This is a genomic window from Dactylosporangium thailandense (assembly GCF_059739745.1).
In genome coordinates this window covers 2,592,651-2,608,778 of the sequence record NZ_AP029195.1, presented here as the reverse complement: position 1 = coordinate 2,608,778, position 16,128 = coordinate 2,592,651, and the positions used below count along the sequence as shown (strand labels likewise).

The 16,128-nt window shown below is 74.2% G+C and carries 16 protein-coding genes and 1 pseudogene; 2 read left to right on the top strand and 15 right to left on the bottom strand.

Annotated features, from left to right (window positions below):
• Positions 1 to 75 precede the first annotated feature (75 nt).
• The 3 genes from AC6JBM_RS11590 to AC6JBM_RS11580 form a co-directional block, all read right to left on the bottom strand.
• Positions 76 to 573, bottom strand: a complete 498-nt coding sequence (locus tag AC6JBM_RS11590) for a PaaI family thioesterase (RefSeq protein WP_497983597.1) — start codon at positions 571 to 573, stop codon at positions 76 to 78.
• Positions 574 to 582: 9 nt separating this feature from the next.
• A complete protein-coding gene (locus AC6JBM_RS11585) occupies positions 583 to 810 on the bottom strand; it encodes a hypothetical protein (protein ID WP_497983596.1) in 228 nt (75 codons plus the stop codon).
• 65 nt (positions 811 to 875) lie between these two features.
• Positions 876 to 2,318: an MFS transporter gene (locus AC6JBM_RS11580; protein ID WP_497983595.1), complete on the bottom strand. Its 1,443-nt coding sequence runs from the start codon at positions 2,316 to 2,318 to the stop codon at positions 876 to 878.
• A 130-nt stretch (positions 2,319 to 2,448) separates the two neighbouring features.
• Here AC6JBM_RS11580 and AC6JBM_RS11575 point away from each other — a divergent pair, with 130 nt between their 5' ends.
• On the top strand, positions 2,449 to 3,042 hold the full coding sequence (locus AC6JBM_RS11575) for a TetR family transcriptional regulator (protein ID WP_497983594.1): 594 nt from the start codon (positions 2,449 to 2,451) through the stop codon (positions 3,040 to 3,042).
• A gap of 18 nt (positions 3,043 to 3,060) precedes the next feature.
• Here AC6JBM_RS11575 and AC6JBM_RS11570 read toward each other — a convergent pair.
• The 3 genes and pseudogenes from AC6JBM_RS11570 to AC6JBM_RS11560 form a co-directional block, all read right to left on the bottom strand.
• Positions 3,061 to 3,362, bottom strand: a pseudogene (locus AC6JBM_RS11570) (transposase); the annotation flags it as partial.
• A gap of 4 nt (positions 3,363 to 3,366) precedes the next feature.
• The gene (locus AC6JBM_RS11565) at positions 3,367 to 3,594 is read right to left on the bottom strand and encodes a hypothetical protein (protein WP_497983593.1); all 228 of its coding nucleotides are present in this window, start codon (positions 3,592 to 3,594) and stop codon (positions 3,367 to 3,369) included.
• Positions 3,595 to 3,710: 116 nt separating this feature from the next.
• Positions 3,711 to 4,100, bottom strand: coding sequence for an ABC transporter permease (locus tag AC6JBM_RS11560; protein ID WP_497983592.1), 390 nt, complete (start codon positions 4,098 to 4,100; stop codon positions 3,711 to 3,713).
• Between AC6JBM_RS11560 and AC6JBM_RS11555 the strand changes: the two genes are divergently transcribed.
• Positions 4,090 to 4,377 carry a sensor histidine kinase gene (locus tag AC6JBM_RS11555; RefSeq protein ID WP_497983591.1) on the top strand — a complete coding sequence of 96 codons (288 nt, stop codon included), beginning with the start codon at positions 4,090 to 4,092 and terminating at the stop codon, positions 4,375 to 4,377. The two genes, AC6JBM_RS11560 and AC6JBM_RS11555, sit on opposite strands and share 11 nt — an antisense overlap.
• Here the strand turns inward: AC6JBM_RS11555 and AC6JBM_RS11550 are convergent.
• From AC6JBM_RS11550 to AC6JBM_RS11510, 9 genes are read right to left on the bottom strand one after another with little or no spacing between them, the layout of a single operon-like run.
• A complete protein-coding gene (locus tag AC6JBM_RS11550; RefSeq protein WP_497983590.1) occupies positions 4,374 to 5,537 on the bottom strand; it encodes an MFS transporter in 1,164 nt (387 codons plus the stop codon). The two genes, AC6JBM_RS11555 and AC6JBM_RS11550, sit on opposite strands and share 4 nt — an antisense overlap.
• On the bottom strand, positions 5,534 to 7,162 hold the full coding sequence (locus AC6JBM_RS11545; RefSeq protein ID WP_497983589.1) for a helix-turn-helix domain-containing protein: 1,629 nt from the start codon (positions 7,160 to 7,162) through the stop codon (positions 5,534 to 5,536). The genes AC6JBM_RS11550 and AC6JBM_RS11545 overlap by 4 nt, the downstream gene beginning before the upstream one ends.
• On the bottom strand, positions 7,159 to 8,271 hold the full coding sequence (gene menC, locus AC6JBM_RS11540) for an o-succinylbenzoate synthase (protein ID WP_497983588.1): 1,113 nt from the start codon (positions 8,269 to 8,271) through the stop codon (positions 7,159 to 7,161). The genes AC6JBM_RS11545 and menC overlap by 4 nt, the downstream gene beginning before the upstream one ends.
• On the bottom strand, positions 8,268 to 9,143 hold the full coding sequence (locus AC6JBM_RS11535) for a GNAT family N-acetyltransferase (protein ID WP_497983587.1): 876 nt from the start codon (positions 9,141 to 9,143) through the stop codon (positions 8,268 to 8,270). The genes menC and AC6JBM_RS11535 overlap by 4 nt, the downstream gene beginning before the upstream one ends.
• Before the next feature lies 1 nt (position 9,144).
• Positions 9,145 to 10,275 (bottom strand): M20 family metallopeptidase, encoded by a 1,131-nt coding sequence (locus AC6JBM_RS11530; protein WP_497983586.1) that lies wholly within the window; start codon positions 10,273 to 10,275, stop codon positions 9,145 to 9,147.
• 1 nt (position 10,276) lies between these two features.
• The gene (locus AC6JBM_RS11525) at positions 10,277 to 11,623 is read right to left on the bottom strand and encodes a serine hydrolase domain-containing protein (RefSeq protein ID WP_497983585.1); all 1,347 of its coding nucleotides are present in this window, start codon (positions 11,621 to 11,623) and stop codon (positions 10,277 to 10,279) included.
• A gap of 5 nt (positions 11,624 to 11,628) precedes the next feature.
• A complete protein-coding gene (locus tag AC6JBM_RS11520; RefSeq protein ID WP_497983584.1) occupies positions 11,629 to 13,539 on the bottom strand; it encodes a S9 family peptidase in 1,911 nt (636 codons plus the stop codon).
• Complete coding sequence (locus AC6JBM_RS11515; RefSeq protein ID WP_497983583.1) at positions 13,536 to 14,297, bottom strand: ATP-binding cassette domain-containing protein; 762 nt, start codon at positions 14,295 to 14,297, stop codon at positions 13,536 to 13,538. The genes AC6JBM_RS11520 and AC6JBM_RS11515 overlap by 4 nt, the downstream gene beginning before the upstream one ends.
• Positions 14,294 to 16,126, bottom strand: coding sequence for a dipeptide/oligopeptide/nickel ABC transporter permease/ATP-binding protein (locus tag AC6JBM_RS11510; protein ID WP_497983582.1), 1,833 nt, complete (start codon positions 16,124 to 16,126; stop codon positions 14,294 to 14,296). The genes AC6JBM_RS11515 and AC6JBM_RS11510 overlap by 4 nt, the downstream gene beginning before the upstream one ends.
• Positions 16,127 to 16,128: the final 2 nt, after the last annotated feature.

Genomic DNA, 16,128 nt, shown 5'->3' with positions numbered 1-16,128 from the left:
GCAGCTCGAGCCCGGCCGCGGCAGCCTCGCCGGCCCTCGAGTGCCGCCGCTCCCGCGCCAGTCAGGCAATCCCGTCTAGTATTCCGCTTCAACAGGCTTCGGGCCTGTGGCCAGTCGGCGGCTAATCTTATGGATGGTCTCGCCGGAGGCGAGCAGTTCGCCGTTACCCGAGCGGATCTCGGCGGCGGCGTGCACCACCGACCGGCCGGCGTGGGTGATCCGCGCCGACACGGTCAACCGCTGGTGATGGTCAGCCGCGGCCAGAAAGCGATACGCGGCGTGCATGTGCGGCGCCCCGACACCTGCAGGCTGCTGCGAATGCACGGCGGCGGCGGTCGCACAGTCCATCAGCGCCGAGAGATAGCCGCCGTGGAGGTGCCCGGTCGCGTTGGCGAACTCCGGGCGCCCGACTGCCTCGCAGATGACCGTGCCGTCGTCGTCCATGCTGCGCAGCCGAAGGCCCAGCAGGGCGGGGAACGGCTGTGGTGGGATCACCCCGTCCACAATCGCACGCTGATACTCCAGTCCTGGCACCGCGCCGAACTCCGGTGGTGGCACTTGCGTCTCGCTCACGGCCGCCGCCTACACGCGGGGTGAGGGACGACGGCCTCGCCGCATCCGCCGCCGCTCGTCGACGACCGGCGCACACGCGGGGATGCCGACTGCGATCGCGGCCGCCGGGGCGACGCCGCAGCCGATCAGCAGCGCGACGCGGAACCCGTTCTGCGAGGGCATGGTGAGTCCTCCGAGGTTTGTGGTGAACAGCGACAGTACGACACCAATGACGTCCGCGGCGACGGAACTGCCCATCGACCGAATGAGCGCGTTCGAGCTGTTGGCCGAGCCGGTTCCGGACCGCCGCACAGCAACCATGATCAGGCGTGCGCAAGCGACCGGTCGGCCGGGCGTTCGGCGCCGTCGAGTGTCGGGGTGCGGGTGGGGATAGTGGCGGCGATCGCCGCTGCGAGGAGCGCGACAGCACAGCCGATGATCATGGTCAGTCGGAATCCGTTCACTGAGGGCAGCGCGTGGCCGCCGAGGTTCACGGTGAGCTGGGAGAGCACCACGCCGATGACCGCCGCGGCCACGGAGCTGCCCATGGAGCGCATGAGCGTGTTGAAGCTGTTGGCGGCGCCGGTCTCCGAACGCGGAACCGCGCCCATGATCAGCGCCGGCATGGCCCCGTAGGCGAGGCCGACGCCGGCATTGCAGATCATGCCGACCGCCATGAGACCCCACGCCGTGCCGAGCAGCACCAGCGAGATGCCGTAGCCGGCGGCGATGACGAGGGTGCCGGTGACGAGGGTGAACTTGGCGCCGCGGGCGGCCGACAGCCGGCCGCCGAACGGGGCGACGGCCATCATCGTCAGCCCGGCGGGCAGCATCCACAGACCCATGGCCAGCATCGACTGGCCCAGACCATAGCCGGTGAGCTTCGGCAACTGCAGGAGCTGCGGCACGGCCAGGGACTGCGCGTACATGGCGAACCCGACCGATACGGACGCGAGGTTGGTCAGCAGGACCTGCGGCCGGGCGCTGACCCGCAGGTCGACGAGCGGGTCGGGGTGGCGACGCTCCCACCAGCCCCAGCCAACCAACACGACCACACCACCGATGAGCAGGCCGAGGGTCATCGGGTCGCTCCAGCCCCAGGTGCCGCCCTTGGTGACGGCCAGCAGCACGCCGACCAGGCCGACCCCGAGCGCGACCGCGCCGACGTAGTCGAAGGACTGGCCCCTGGCGTACGTCGGCGGTGTCGGCACCAGCCGCCAGATCAGCGCCGCGATCAGCACGGTGGCCACGGCGGCGCCCCAGAACAGCACCCGCCAGTTCGCGTACTCCGCGACCGCTGCCGCCAGCGGCAGGCCGAGGCCGCCGCCGATCCCGAGCGACGCGCTCAGCAGCGCGATCGACGAGCCGAGCTTCTCCACCGGCAGGACGTCGCGCAGCACGCTGATCCCGAGCGGGATCATGCCCATGCCGACGCCCTGCAGGCCGCGGCCGATCACCATCGGCACCAGCGTCGTGGCCACGGCGCACAGCAGCGACCCGGCGAACAGCGGCACGCAGCAGGCCAGCAGCACCCGCTTCTTGCCGTACAGGTCGCCGAGCCGGCCGATCACCGGCATGGACACCGCCGCCGCCAGCAGCGTCGCGGTGATCACCCATGTCGCGTTGCCCGCCGACGTGTGCAGCAGCTGCGGCAGCTGGCCGATCAGGGGCGTGACCACGGTTTGCATGATCGCCCCGACGATGCCGGCGAACGCCAGCACCGCCACGATGCCGCCGGGCCGGACGCCCGCTTCGGATCTCGTCACCTTGTGTACCTCAGCTCTCGCCTAGCGGAACTCTGCGCCCTAAAGATACTGAGTCTCAGTTAGCAACTCAATGTCGATAGGGCGCAGATCACCGACTTGCTACCGAGTTGCAGTGGCATATGATCAGGGCGTGAGTGCAGCCGTGCAGGGCAACGCCAGGGACATCGCGCGGAACGCGATCCGGCAGCGCCTGACCGAGGTCGCCATCGACCTGTTCCGCCGCGACGGGTTTGACAAGGTCACCGTCAACGACGTCGCCGCGGCGGCCGGCGTGTCCCGCAGCACCTTCCTGCGGTACTTCGGCACCAAGGAGGAAGCGGTGCTCAGCACCGCCGACGCCCACGAGGCCGACGTCGTCGACGCCCTGCGTGCCCGCCCGGCCGACGAGGACGACTGGACGGCCCTGCGGCACGCGTTGGAGCCGGTCCTGGAGCACTACCGGCGCGACCGGGAAACCGCCCTCGCTATGGCCCGGCTCGTCGCCGGCACCCCCGCCCTGCGGGCCCGCAACCTGGAACGCCAGGCCAACCTGCGGCCGATCCTGGCCGGCATCCTCGCAGAGCGGTCCCACGCCACCGGGCGGCCCGCTGCGGCACCCCTGGTGCGCGCGGCGGCGGCCCTCGTCTGCCTCAGCGTCGCAGTCGAGCTGTGGACCGCCTCCAACGGCGCCCTCGGCCTCGCCGACCTGCTCGACGAGGCGTTCGCCGCGCTCGCCCCGCGCTGACGCCCGCGATCCGATTGCCCCTCGACTCACGAGTCCTAACGGAGGGCGTCGGCGGGGCCGACCGCGTCTGCCACGTACCGGCGGGATGGCGTCGGTCAACGCCATGAGTTGGGTGACGTCGTGGCGGTTGCCGCCGGTCAGGCTGACGGCGAGTGGGATGCCCGCGCCGTCGGTGATGACGTGGTGTTTCGAGCCGGTCTTGGCGCGGTCGACCGGGCTCGGGCCGGTTTTGGGCCGCCCTTCAGGGCCCGTACGTGCGAGCCGTCGATCACCGCCTTGGACCAGTCGAGCTTATCCGCGGCGCGCAGTTCGGCCAGCACGCCATCAGTCGTTGGGATCGAAGGCGCCGTCGAACTCGAAGGCCGGGTTGGTGACGTCGTTGCCGTGGGTGTCGGTGATGGTGGCCAGGCCGACCAGCTTGGACGGGCCGCCGGCGACATAGGTGGCGTCGGCGTTGGCCGTGACCTCGAACTTGCCCTCCTGCCGCTGGCCGCCGTCGTCGGTGAACGTGATCATGCAGATCCAGTTGGCGCAGGGCCCGACGTCGGCCACCTTGTGATGTCTTGGCCCCCGCGGCCGGCGGTGGCGGCGAACACGGCGGCGACGGCGAGGACGGCGACGGCCGGGCCGAGGACGCGGGTGCGCAGCGTGGTGCGGTTCATGGTGGGTCAGCCTCCCGTGATGTCCCGGCGGCGCAGCGCCAGGTAGCCGATGACGACGCACACGGCGGTCCAGGCGGCGGCGACGAGCGGCAGTGCGGTGCCGGCCGGGATGAGCTGGCCGGACAGGCCGGGCAGGGGCTGGGTGCCGACGATGAGCAGGCTGGAGGCGATCGTGCTGGCCGCGAGGAGCAGCAGGGCGAGGAGGTTGAACGCGACCGCGGTCAGGGTCTTGGCGGCGAAGACCTGGCCGCGGCTCGCCGAGCGGGTCAGGATCGTCTTCCAGGTGCCGTGGCCGTCCTCGTTGGCGAAGATGTCCCCGGCGACCAGCGCGGCCAGGAGCGGGAACAGGCCGATCACCGTCACGACCGCCGCGACCGGCGGCTGGGTGCGGCTCACCGTCCACGACGGCGGCCCCGGCATGCCGGCCGAGTTCCTGCCCCACGCGGCGGCGCGCTTCGCCCGCGCCGACACCGCCCGCACCACCCCCGGCACCGGCCTCGGCCTGTCCCTCGTCGAGGCGATCGTCACCGCCCACGACGGCCGGCTGCGCTGCTGTTCCGGCCCCGCCCACCACCACCCGCACGAGACTCCGGTCCCGTGCATCCACCCCGGCACGGGCACCACGATCACTGTGCTGCTCCCGGCGGCCGAAGCCGGCGACGAGCCGGGCTAAGGCATCGGGGCGCGCGTGGTCCGGGCGGCGAACGCGAGCACCGCCCCGGCCGCGAGCAGGACGGCGAGCGCCGCGAACCCGTACATGAGGGCCGTCGCCGAGGCCACCGCGGCCACCAGCAGCGGCCCGCCGGCGTCACCGAGCTCCCGGCCCAGCTCCGCGGAGCCCATCGTCTGCCCCAGCCGCTCCGCCGGCGTTCCCGCGGCCAGCGCCGCGAACCCCAGCGGCGTCATCAGTCCGGTACCGGCCCCGATCAGCACGGCCGCGGACAGCACTCCGGCCAGGCCGGGCACCATCGCGCACCCCAGGCCCGCGGCCGTGATCGCCAGACCCAGGCCCAGGCCGGTGCGGGTCGTCAGGCGCCCGTCGTCGAGGGCGCGGCCGGCCCACGGCTGCACCACCGCCGCGCAGGCGGCCAGCACCGACACGGCCGCGCCGGTCGCGACCGTCCCGAGCCCGGCCGCCCGCCCGCTGACCGGCAGGAACCCGACGCCGACCGACAGCGCCGCCGTCGCCGCCGCCAGGGCGCCGGTCGGGGCCAGGAACGCCCGGTCCGTCAACGCGCGCACCAGGTCCAGCACCGTCTGCCGTGTCTTCGGCAGCGGCGCCACCACCGGCACCGCCAGGAGCACCCAGGCCGCCACCACCGCGCCCAGGACCGTCAGCACGGCGAACAGCAGGCGCAGGCCGCCCACCCACGCCAGGACCCCGCCGAGCAACGGGCCCAGGGTGTAGCCGATCGACTTGTAGAAGCCGTACGAGCCGAACGCCCGGCCGTGCTTCGCCGCGGGATTCAGCCGGGCGACGAGGGCCGAGGCCGCCGGCGAGAACGCCGACGCCGCCGCGCCCTGGCCCAGCCGGGCGACCCACAACCACGACGGCCGGTCCGCCACCACGTACACCGCGGAGGCGGCGGCGAAGGCGACCAGGCCGCCCAGCAGCAGCGGACGGGCCCCGACCCGATCGGCCAGGCCGCCGAACGCCGGCTTGAGCAGCACCTCCGCCCCGTCGTACAGGGCCAGCAGGCCGCCCAGGACCAGCAACGACGTGACCGCATCGGCCGAGAACCCGCCGAGGTTCGCGGCGATGCCGTGCGCGCCGAAGGCCGTCGTGAACCCCGCCGCGTACAGCGGCCACATCTGCCGTGCCGGAGCCGTCACGACAGATGGTCTCCCAGGCCGAGCCGCAGCTGCAGCATCGCCTCGAAGCGGTCGTCGGGGTCGGCCAGGTCGATGCCCGACACCTCGGCGATCCGCTTGAGACGGTAGCGGAAGGTGTTGGGGTGCACGTGGACCGCCGCGGCGGCGGCGGGGACGTCGCCGAAGCTGTCCAGCCACGCCGCGAGGGTCTCGGTGAACGCGGTCTGGTGGCGGGCGTCGTGCGCGCGCAGGCGCACCACCGCGACGTCCGGGACATCCTCCTCGGCGGCGATGCGGTCGGAGAGGTCCTCCAGCAGGGAGGCGACGTAGACCTCGGGGAGTCGCGCGACCCGCGGCCGGGAGTGCCCGCGGGCGAGCACCCGCAGGACGCGGTCGCCGTCGGCGCGCGACCGGCGCAGGTCCGTCGGGCGCCCGGCCACCCGGCCGATGCCGATCAGGGCCGGCATCCGGGTCCCGATGCGGCCGAGGAACTCCTCGGCGATGCGCTGGGCCCGTGCCTCGGACGTGGTCGGCAGGACGGCGTAGATGACGCCGCCGAGGCCCGCGACGGCGGCGCGGGGGTGGATCGCGCTCAGGTGCAGCGCCAGCGCCCCGGCGAGCAGGTCGCCCGCCGCCACGCGGTCGGGCGTGACGGCCGGGGCGAGATCGCCGGGCGGCGGGTTCGCGTCGACGGCCAGCACGGCCAGCACGCACGCCGGCTCGCCCGTCAGCCCGAGCCGGGCGGCGGCCCGGGACGCGCCGGCTCCGCCCTCCAGCACCGTCGCCAGCAGGTCCGCCCGCAGCCGGCGCTCGGCGTCCGCGCTGCTGCGCTGGCGCAGCAGTTGCAGGGCGGCGAGCTTGGCCGACTCGCGCAGCGCCCGGTCCTGGACCTCGGAGAGCGGGCCGTCGACCACGACCCAGATCGAGCCGAGGATCTCGCCGCCAGCGCGGACCGCGATCGCCGCCCGGGGCTTGCCGGCGATGCCGTCGATGTAGATGGGGCCGTCGGTGCGGTACAAATTCTGGAAATCGCCCCGTTGCTCGAGCGCGCGCAGCTTCTCGGCGGGGACCTGGCGGTCGAGGATGGTGGCGATGCGGGCCTCGTCGCCCTCCTCCTGCCGGCTGGAGAAGGCCAGGACGCGGCCGCCGCGGTCCTCGACCGTGACGGGGCCGCCGACGAGACCCGCCGCGGCGTTCGCCATCGCGAACAGGTCCCCCGACAGCGGGTCGTCGCCGCCGGGCTCGCCCGGGCGCCCGACCGTGCCGACCTCGTCGGTGGCGAGCAGGGCGCGCAGCAGGGCCGCGACCTGGGCCCAGGAGGCGCCCGGGGTCAGCCCCAGCACGGGCAGGTCGTGGCGGGCCGCCGCCTCGGCGACCGGGCCCTCCGGGGCGACGGGCGAGCGGACCACCAGCGCGGCCGCGCCGATCGCTCGGGCGTGGCCGATCAGGGCGGCGACGGGCTCGGCGCCGTAGACGCCCACGCCGAGCACCACGGCGCCGGGCAGCCGCGCCGACTCGTCGCCGGGGTCGTGGATGAGCACCCCCGTGACCGGCCGATCCGGATCCGCGCGCCCGGCCACCAGGTCGACCAGCGTCGAGCCGAGATCGGTGAGGATCCGCCCCAGGACGGCCCGTGGCGATGTCATGATCGTACGGTAATCCACTCCTTCGTCACCGTGACGCTCTCCAGCCGGTCCGGGATCGGCACGCGGCCCAGCCCGGGCTCCCGCGGGACGTCGAGGTGCCCGTCGACGAGCACGAACGGCTCGGTGATGTCGGTCGCGTAGTAGCGATCCGACGCCGACGTGTCGCCGGGCAGCGTGAAGCCGGGCAGCGCCGCCAGGGCCACGTTCGCCGCGCGCCCGAGGCCGGTCTCCAGCATCCCGCCGCACCACACCGGCACGCCGTTGGCGACGCACACGTCGTGGACGCGCCGCGCCTCCAGGTAGCCGCCGACCCGGCTGGGCTTGATGTTCACCACGGAGCAGGCGCCCAGCGCGATCGCGTCCGCCGCCGACCGCGCGGAGACGATCGACTCGTCGAGGCAGATCGGCGTGCGCACGATCTCGGCCAGCTTCGCGTGGCCGCGGATGTCCTCCTCGTCCAGCGGCTGCTCGATCAGCAGCAGGTCGAAGGGGTCCAGCCGGGCCAGGTGGTGCGCGTCCGCGACCCGGTACGCCGTGTTGGCGTCCACCTGCAGCAGCACCTCGTCGCCGAAGCGCTCGCGCACGGCCCGCACCGGCTCGACGTCCCACCCCGGCTCGATCTTGAGCTTGATCCGGACGTAGCCCTCGGCGAGGTAGCCGCCGACCGCGTCCAGCAGCCGCGGGATCGAGTCCATGATGCCGACCGAGACACCGGCGGCGACCCGGTCCCGGGTCGCGCCGAGCCACGTCGCGAAGGAGACCCGGTGCGCGCGGAGCCAGGCGTCCAGCACCGCGGTCTCCAGCGCCGCCTTCGCCATCCGGTGCCCCTTGATCGGCTCGAGCGCCGGCGCGACCCGCCACGGGTCGAGCTGCGGCACCGCGGCCAGCGCCGGGATCAGGTAGTCGCGCAGCACGCCGGCGACGGCGCTGGTGTACTCCGAGGAGTACAACGGCGCGGCCATCGCCCCGCACTCGCCCCAGCCCTCGCCGTCCTCCGTCACCGCGCGGACCAGGACGATCTCGCGTGCGTGCTGCGTGCCGAACGAGGTCCGGAACGGCGCCACGAGCGGCACCGCGATCTGCCGGATCTCGACGCCGGTCAGTCTCATCGCTCTTCCTGCCCTTCGATCACGTACCGGCCGTCGCGGGTGAAGCCGGTGACGGTGTGCCCGGTGGCCATCAGCCCGCCGAGCACCTCGCGGGTGGCGGCCCGCCACCGGCTCGCGGCGGCCGGGTCGGCGCGCCGCAGCCGTTCGATGTCGGCCGGCACGGCGACCAGCACCCGGCGGCCGTCGACGCGACCGCGGACCGGGCCGCCGTCCGGCCCGACGCTGAGGCCGGCCGACGCCCCGGCCGACGCCCCGTCCAACGCCGGCGCGGCGACACCCGAGGGCCCCATGAGGTCCCAGTGCACGAGCAGCCGGTCGGTCTCGGTGCCGGCGTTGATCTCGTCGTGCATGGCGCCGTAGAAGTTCGCCAGGTACTGCGTCGGCACCGCGCCCAGCTTGGTCAGGTTGAAGTAGGCGTTGCGGCTGACCAGCGGGTCGAACGTCCAGCTGATCAGGCCGATGCCGCGGCGCAGCGCCCAGGCCCGCTGGTGCAGCTTGAGGGCGAGCCCGGCGTGGCGGCCGCGCAGCGCGGAGTCGATGCCCGCGATGTGCGAGTGGAGCCCGTCGGACGCCAGGAAACCCACGCACGCCCCGGCCAGCTTGCCGTCGGCGAAGACCCCCGCCACGTAGCTGCCGGAGTGCGACAGTCCCTTCAGCAGCTTCAAGGTGATCAGCGGATCGCCGGGGTCGGGCCGCCAGATGTGGTCCAGCAGCGCGCAGGCCTCGGTCAGCTCCTCGATCGTGGCGAGCTCGGCGACGGCGATGCCGGCGGCGTCCGCGGTCGCCTCGGCCAGCGCCGTGGCCTCGATGACGTGCTCGGCGCCGGCCGTGTGCGGGGTCGCCGTGGCGACGTCGGGGTGTTGATCTGTCATGTCAGTCCTTCGAACCGGGCGCCAGGAGGTCGCGCACGAGCGCCGCGAGCAGCGCCGCACGCTGCGGAAGGTGCTCGACCGACACGTGTTCGTCGTCGGCGTGGGCGCCGCCTCCGACGGCGCCGAGGCCGTCCAGGGTCGGTGTGCCGACCCCGGCGGTGAGGTTGCCGTCGGAGGCGCCGCCGACGGCAAGCCCGTGCAGCGTTCCGAGCCCAAGCTCCTCATGGATCCGTGCGGCCCGGGCGAAGAGGTCGGCGGACGAGCGTTCCTCCATCGGCGGCCGGTTCGGGCCACCGGCCAGTTCGAGCCGGGCTCCCGGCGTGACGGGCTGCCGGGCTCGCATCGCCGCGTCGACCCGGTGCTGCTCGTCGATCGTGGCGACGCGGACGTCCAGCTGGAGCTCCCCGGCGTCGGGAACCGTGTTGCGGGTGGTGCCCGAGGCCATGACGGTCGGTGTCACGGTGGTCCCGGACGCGGGGTCGGCGAGGCCGGCGAGCGCCAGGACCTGGTGGGCCAGCTCCATCGTCGTGTTGATGCCGAGGTGCGGGTCCAGCCCGGCGTGCGCGGCGCGGCCGACGACCCGAAGGTCGTATGTGGACACGCCCTTGCGGGCGGTCTTCAGCGCGCCGCCGGGTCCGCTGGCCTCCAGGACCAGCGCCGCGCGGACCCGCCGCGCCTCGGCCTCGATCAGGTCCCGGGAGTCCGGCGAGCCGTGCTCCTCGTCGGTGGTGACGAGCACGGTCACGCCGTCGAGCGAGTCCAGCACCGCGAGCGCGTGGAACATCTGGACCAGCCCGGCCTTCATGTCGAAACAGCCGGGGCCGGTCAACCGGCCGCCGCCCACCGTGAACGGGTGGGTCGCCAGGGTGCCGAGCGGCCAGACCGTGTCACAGTGCCCGAGCAGCAGGACCCGGTCCCCCGCGCCGAAGCGCCAGCGCAGCTGGACGCTGCCGCCCTCGGCCAGGCGCTCGGGTTCGGCGCCGGTCAGGCGGGCGCCGAGGGCCGCCACCGTGTCCGCGCAGCGCGCCGACGCCTGGCGGTCCGCCGTCGGCGACTCGGCGCGGACGAGCTCTTCCAGGTCGGCGAGCAGGTCCGGCAGCCGGACCCGCAGCGCCTGGAGGGGGTGGGGCACGTCAGGCGACCTTCGGGGTCGCCCGCACGCCGTGGTGCAGGTACCGGGAGCCGTCGGGCAGGTTGTAGAAGACGACCGGGAAGTGGATGCCGACGTCGTGGCGCATGACCACGAAGGCGTCCTGCTCGAAGGTGTGCATCTCCAGCTCGGTGCGCTGTTCGCCGGCCACGGCGGCCAGGTGGCCGACGTTGCTCGAGACGAGGTACAGCTTGCCGTCGCGCTCCACGACCTCCAGGTGCTGACCGGCCCGCTCGTAGCGGCCAACGTAGTCCGCCGGGGCGAACGGCAGCGGCTCGGGCGAGGGCCCGACGGCCGGGCGCATGGCGACCCCGGCCAGCTCGTGGACGATCTCGGCGAAGAGCTGGTGGTACAGCGCCGCCGAGCTGCCGCCGTTGGTCAGCAGGACGACGGCCAGGTCGAGCTCCGGCAGCACGCGCAGGTAGGCCGACTGGCCGATGGTCCCGCCGTCGTGGCCGTACACCGCGGTGCCGTCCCATTCGTCGAGGAACCAGCCCAGGGCCCACTGCTTGCCGAGCACGTACGGGTCGGGCATGGCCACCTGGGGTTGGCGCATCAGCGCGGCGGTGCTCTCGCTGAGCAGGCGGGTGCCGTCCTCGGTGACGCCGCGGCTCAGGTGCAGCTTGGCGAACTTCAGCACGTCGCGCGCCGTGGCGTGGATGAGGCCGGCCGGCCCGGCGGAGCGCATCAGGCCCCACATCGGTACCGGCGTCAGCGGCTCGCCGCCGTGGCCGATCGCCGCGCGGTGCAGCAGCGCCTCCTCCGGCAGGGTGCCGGTGTGGGTCAGCCCGAGCGGCTGGAAGAGGCGCTCGCGCATGAGATGGTCCCACGAGACGCCGGTGACGACCTCCAGGACGCGGCCCAGCAGGCTGTAGCCGGCGTTGCAGTACGACTGGGTCACGCCGAGCGGGTGGTTCGCGGCCACGTCCCGCAGCAGCGCGGCGTACCGCTCGAGGTTGTCGTCGCCGCGGCCGGTGTCGGCGAAGAAGTCGCCGTCGATACCGGACGTGTGCGACAGCAGGTGCCGCAGGGTCAGGCCCTCCGTCAGCTCCTCTGTGGACAGTCGCAGCTCGGGCATCACCCGCCGGATCGGCGCGTCGAGCTCCAGCTTGCCCTCTTCGACCAGTTGCATGGCGACGGTGGCGGTCCACACCTTGGTGATGGAGCCGATCTGGAACACCGTGTCGGTCGTGGCCTCGATGCCGGCGCCGCGGTGGGCGAACCCGGCGGCGGCCTCGGCGACGACGTCGCCGTGGTGCAGCACAGCGAGGCTCGCCCCGGCCACCCGGTGCTCGCTGATCAGCGCGGCGAGGCGCTCGGCGTACATCATGGTTCTCACTCCTCGGGTTCGTTGGTGTGCCGGGTGACCCAGTCGGCGACCCGCTGGTTGTAGTCGACCCGGTGCGACGGCCGGCCGTTCAGGATGAACAGGTGGCTGCTGCCGGGGTAGAGCACGAGCCGGGTCCGGACGCTACGCGCGCGCAGCGCGTGGAACCACTGCTCGGCCTGGCCCACCGGGCAGGTCTCGTCGGCGTCGCCGTGCAGGATGAGGGTGGGCGCGCGCACACCGTCCACGTGGGTCAGGGGCGAGAGCTCGACCAGCCGGTCGCGGCCGCCACCGATCTCCAGGGTGCCCAGCGCCTCCCCCTCGTCGGAGGTGCCGGACAGGCTCAGCAGGTCGCTGACCACGCCGCCGGCGGCGACGGCCGTGAAGGTGCCGGTCCGGGCCGACAGCCAGCAGGCCATGTAGCCGCCGTAGCTGTACCCGGTCACGGCCACCCGTTCGCCGTCGACGAGGCCCTCGGCGACCAGCGCCGCCACCGGCTCGAGGAAGTCCCGTTCGTCGTGCTCGCCCCATCCGCCGACGACCGCCCGGTAGAAGTCCTCACCGTAGCCGTCGCTGCCGCGGACGTTCAGCGCCAGGATCGTCCAGCCGCGGGCGGCCAGCGTCTGGTGGTACACGTGAATGGCATCGGCGTGTGAGGCCCAGGCGTTGTGCGGGCCACCATGCACGTCGAGCAGGAGCGGGCCGCCGGGCGGGGCGGACGGGTCGCGGATGATCAGGCCGTGCACGTGCGTGCCGTCGGAGATGACGAAGTCCCGCTCGGCACAGGCGATCAGCTCCACATCCGGCAGCGACCGGGCCTGGTGGTCGGTAAGGACCGTAACCTCGCCGGCCGGGCCGACGACGGCGATCTCGCCGAACCGCGCCCGGTCGGCGACGACGGTGACGGCCCGGCCGGAGGCCGGCGAGACCGAGAGCCCGCTGACGCCGAACGCCGCGGTCTGCGGCATCTGCTCGGCGGTGCCCCCGGACAGCCGGTACAGGCGGGAGACGCCGCGGTCGCGGGCCGCGAACAGCACGTCGGCGCCGGCGAACCGCGGGACGGCGCCGGGGTAGCCCGGCAGGCCGTACATGACGTTGCGGTCCAGGCCGGCGGTGAGGACCTCGGCCGGGCCACCGGCCAGCGGCTGGCGCATCAGGCGCAGGATGCCGATGTCGGCCGTGGCCCGGCCGACGACCAGCAGCGCGGACCCGTCGGCGTACCAGGCGCAGGGCATGGCGATGCCGGTCGCGGAGCCGACGAGCCGGGGCTCGGCGGTCCGTCCCGCGCCGGCGTCGGCGACCTCGACCACGTAGAGGCCGTTGGCGGTGGAGAGGTCGGCCCGCTCGCCGATGGCGGCGGCGAAGGCGAGCCGTGCGCCGTAGGGCGACCAGACCGGGAACGCCACGTGGTAGTCCCCGGCGGTGACCTGGACGACCTCGCCCGTCTTGACGTCGGCGACGAACAGGTGGGTCCGTACCGGGCCGATGCGACCGGCGCCGTCGGCCTTGTAGCCGAGGCGGTCGATGACGACCGGCGCGGTGCGGTCGGACTCGCCGGCCGGGGCGACGAACGCGATCCTCGTCCCGTCGGGGCTCCAGACGGGCGATCGCGCGCCCTCGCCGGCGAGCCGCGTGGGCTCCCCGCCGCCGGCCGGCAGCGTGTACAGCGCTCCGTCGCGCAGGAACGCGAGCGTGACGCCGTCGGGCGACCAGCGCGGCGCGGTGTCGGCCGGGCCCTCGGTCAGCCGCCGCGGCGCCCCGCCGGCCACCGGCACCTCCCACACCTCGCCGGTCGTGCGGTCCCCGGCCCGTTCGGCCCCGGTCAGCACGTACGCGACCCGTTCGCCGTCCGGTGACACCTGCGGATCGCTCGGCAGCCGCAGGTCGTAGAGGTCGTCCGGGGACATCGAACGGGTCATGCGGCGGCCTCCTGGCCTCCGGGCACCGCCGGTCGGGCCGGGATGCTGGCGAGCAACGTGCGGGTGGTCTCATGCTGAGGATCGCGCAGCACCTCGTCCGCCGGGCCGCTTTCGACGAGCCGCCCCTCGTCCAGCACCGCGATCCGGTCGCAGAGGTAGCGGACCACGGCGAGGTCGTGGGAGATGAACAGCATCGCGAAACCCGCCTCGCGCTGCAGCCGGCGCAGGAGGTTGAGCACCGCTCCCTGGACCGACACGTCGAGCGCCGAGGTGATCTCGTCGGCGATCAGCACCCGCGGCCGGGCCGCCAGCGCCCGGGCCAGCGCGACCCGCTGCCGCTGCCCACCCGACAGCGTGTCCGGGGTGCGCGTGAGGTACGCCGGGTCGACGTCGACGAGGTCGAGGTACCGGGCCGCTTCGTCCCGGCGGCGCGGCCCGGGCATCCGCGGCAGGGCCTCGGCGACCGACGCGCCGATCGTCATCCGCGGGTCCAGCGAGGCGTACGGATTCTGGAACACCAGCTGGACCGGGTGCGCGCCGCGATGGCGGAGGGACTTCCCGTCGGCGCCGTCGACGAGGATCCGGCCGCCGGAGACCGGGGCCAGACCGACGACGGCCCGGCCGAGGGTGGACTTGCCGGAGCCCGAGCCGCCCACGACCCCGGTGACGCTGCCGGGCGCGACCCGCAGGCTCACTCGGTCCACGGCGGTCATCCGGCCGTACCGAACCGTGAGCTCATGCACCTGCAAGGCACTCATCCGATCGCCTCCTTCCGCGCGGCCACCGGAAACCAGCAGGCCACGCTGCCCTGGCCGTCGTCGCGGCGCTCGCGCGGCGGCGCCTCGGTCCGGCAGCGGTCCTCGGCGGACGCGCAGCGCGGCGCGAACGGGCAGCCCTCGATCCGCTCCCCCGGCTGCGGCGGGCGGCCGGGAATCGTTGCCAGCTCCGCATCGAGGTCGGTGGACATCGTCGGGACCGCTTGCGCCAGCGCGCGGGTGTAGGGATGCCGGGCGCCGGTGAACAGATCCGCGACCGGCAGCTCCTCGACGATGACGCCGGCGTACATGACCAGCACCCGGTCGCAGACCTGCGCCACGACGCCGAGGTCATGGGAGATCATCAGCAGCGCGGCGCCGCTGTCCCGGCGCGCCTGGGCGAGCAGGTCGAGGACCTGCCGCTGGACGGTGACGTCGAGCGCGGTGGTCGGCTCGTCGGCGACGATGAGCCGCGGCGTGCCCATCAGGCCCATGCCGATCATGGCGCGCTGCCGCATGCCGCCGGAGTACTCGTGCGGGCGCTGCCGCGCTCGCCGCTCGGCCATGGGGATGCCGACCGCGGCGAGCCGCTCGACCGCCGAGCGCCACGCCTGCCGCCGCGTGGCCCGGCGATGGACCTCGGCCACCTCCGCCAGTTGCCGGCCGACCCGCAGCGCGGGATTGAGCGAGGTCATCGGATCCTGGAACACGACCGCCGTCTCGGTGCCGGCCTTCGGCACGACCATCATCTCGGCCGCGGCGGTCGCGGTCGCCGGCAGCAGGTCGGCCAGCGCGAGCGCGGTGAGGCTCTTGCCCGAGCCGGACTCGCCGACCAGGCCGACCGCCTCGCCCCGCGCGATGCGGAAGGAGACCCCGCGTACGGCGGCCCGGCCGACCCCGAATCCGACGGTGAGGTCCCGCACCTCCACCAGCGTGTCGACGTCGGTGGCGATGTTCCTGCTCGCGGTCACGGTGCCGGACGGGCGACCGGACTTCGGCACCGCCCCGGCCGCCCGCCGGCCGCCGGCCTGCGCCAGCGCCTCCCCGACCAGCGCCAGCATCAGCCCGGTGACGACGACCGCCGCGCCCGGAGCGAGGGCGGCGAGCGGGTTGACGTAGACCCGGTTGAGCTGTTCGTTGAGCAGCCGGCCCCAGTCGTACTCCGGTTGCTGCACGCCGAGCCCGAGGAACGACAGCCCGGCGAACGCCACCAGGGACCCGGCCGTGGCGGTGGCCGCGAACAGGACGCAGGGCTCGGCGACGTTCGGCAGCAGGTGCCGGGTCATCATGCGCCAGCGGCCGACGCCGAGCACGCGGGCCGCGGCGACGTAGTCCGAGCCGGCGACCGAGGCCGTCAGGTTCTGCACCAGGCGCGCCATCGGCGGCACGAGGGCCAGGCCGATCGCCAGCATCGCGCCCCGGGCCCCGACGCCGAAGATCGTCGCGAGGAAGAGCACGAACAACAGGCTCGGAAAGGCCACCAGGATGCCGACCGCAGCGGTCAGCAGCCGCCCCAGCCGCCGGCCGGCCAGCGCCGGGGCCACGCCCAGCAGCACGCCGCCGGTCACGCCGATCGCCGCGGCGCCGAGGGCCAGCTCCAGCGAGAGCCGGGTGGCCACCACGACCCGGGCGGCGATGTCGCGGCCGAGCGCGTCCGTGCCGAGCAGGTGGCCCGCCCCCGGGTTCTGGTTGATCGCGTCGGTGTCGACCGCCTCCGCCCGCGCGCCGAGCAGCATCGGGCCGAACACCGCGACCAGCAGGAGGAACACGACGGCCACGGCGGCGGCCAGGCCAACCGGCGTGCGCAGCGTGCGCCCGAGTCTGTGCCGCACGG

Excerpts from the sequence above, each read along its gene's own strand:
- AC6JBM_RS11585 (WP_497983596.1), bottom strand. The coding sequence starts at position 810 with ATGGGCAGTTCCGTCGCCGCGGACGTCATTGGTGTCGTACTGTCGCTG.
- AC6JBM_RS11545 (WP_497983589.1), bottom strand. The coding sequence starts at position 7,162 with ATGACATCGCCACGGGCCGTCCTGGGGCGGATCCTCACCGATCTCGGC.
- menC (WP_497983588.1), bottom strand. The coding sequence starts at position 8,271 with ATGAGACTGACCGGCGTCGAGATCCGGCAGATCGCGGTGCCGCTCGTG.
- AC6JBM_RS11535 (WP_497983587.1), bottom strand. The coding sequence starts at position 9,143 with ATGACAGATCAACACCCCGACGTCGCCACGGCGACCCCGCACACGGCC.
- AC6JBM_RS11525 (WP_497983585.1), bottom strand. The coding sequence starts at position 11,623 with ATGATGTACGCCGAGCGCCTCGCCGCGCTGATCAGCGAGCACCGGGTG.
- AC6JBM_RS11520 (WP_497983584.1), bottom strand. The coding sequence starts at position 13,539 with ATGACCCGTTCGATGTCCCCGGACGACCTCTACGACCTGCGGCTGCCG.
- AC6JBM_RS11515 (WP_497983583.1), bottom strand. The coding sequence starts at position 14,297 with ATGAGTGCCTTGCAGGTGCATGAGCTCACGGTTCGGTACGGCCGGATG.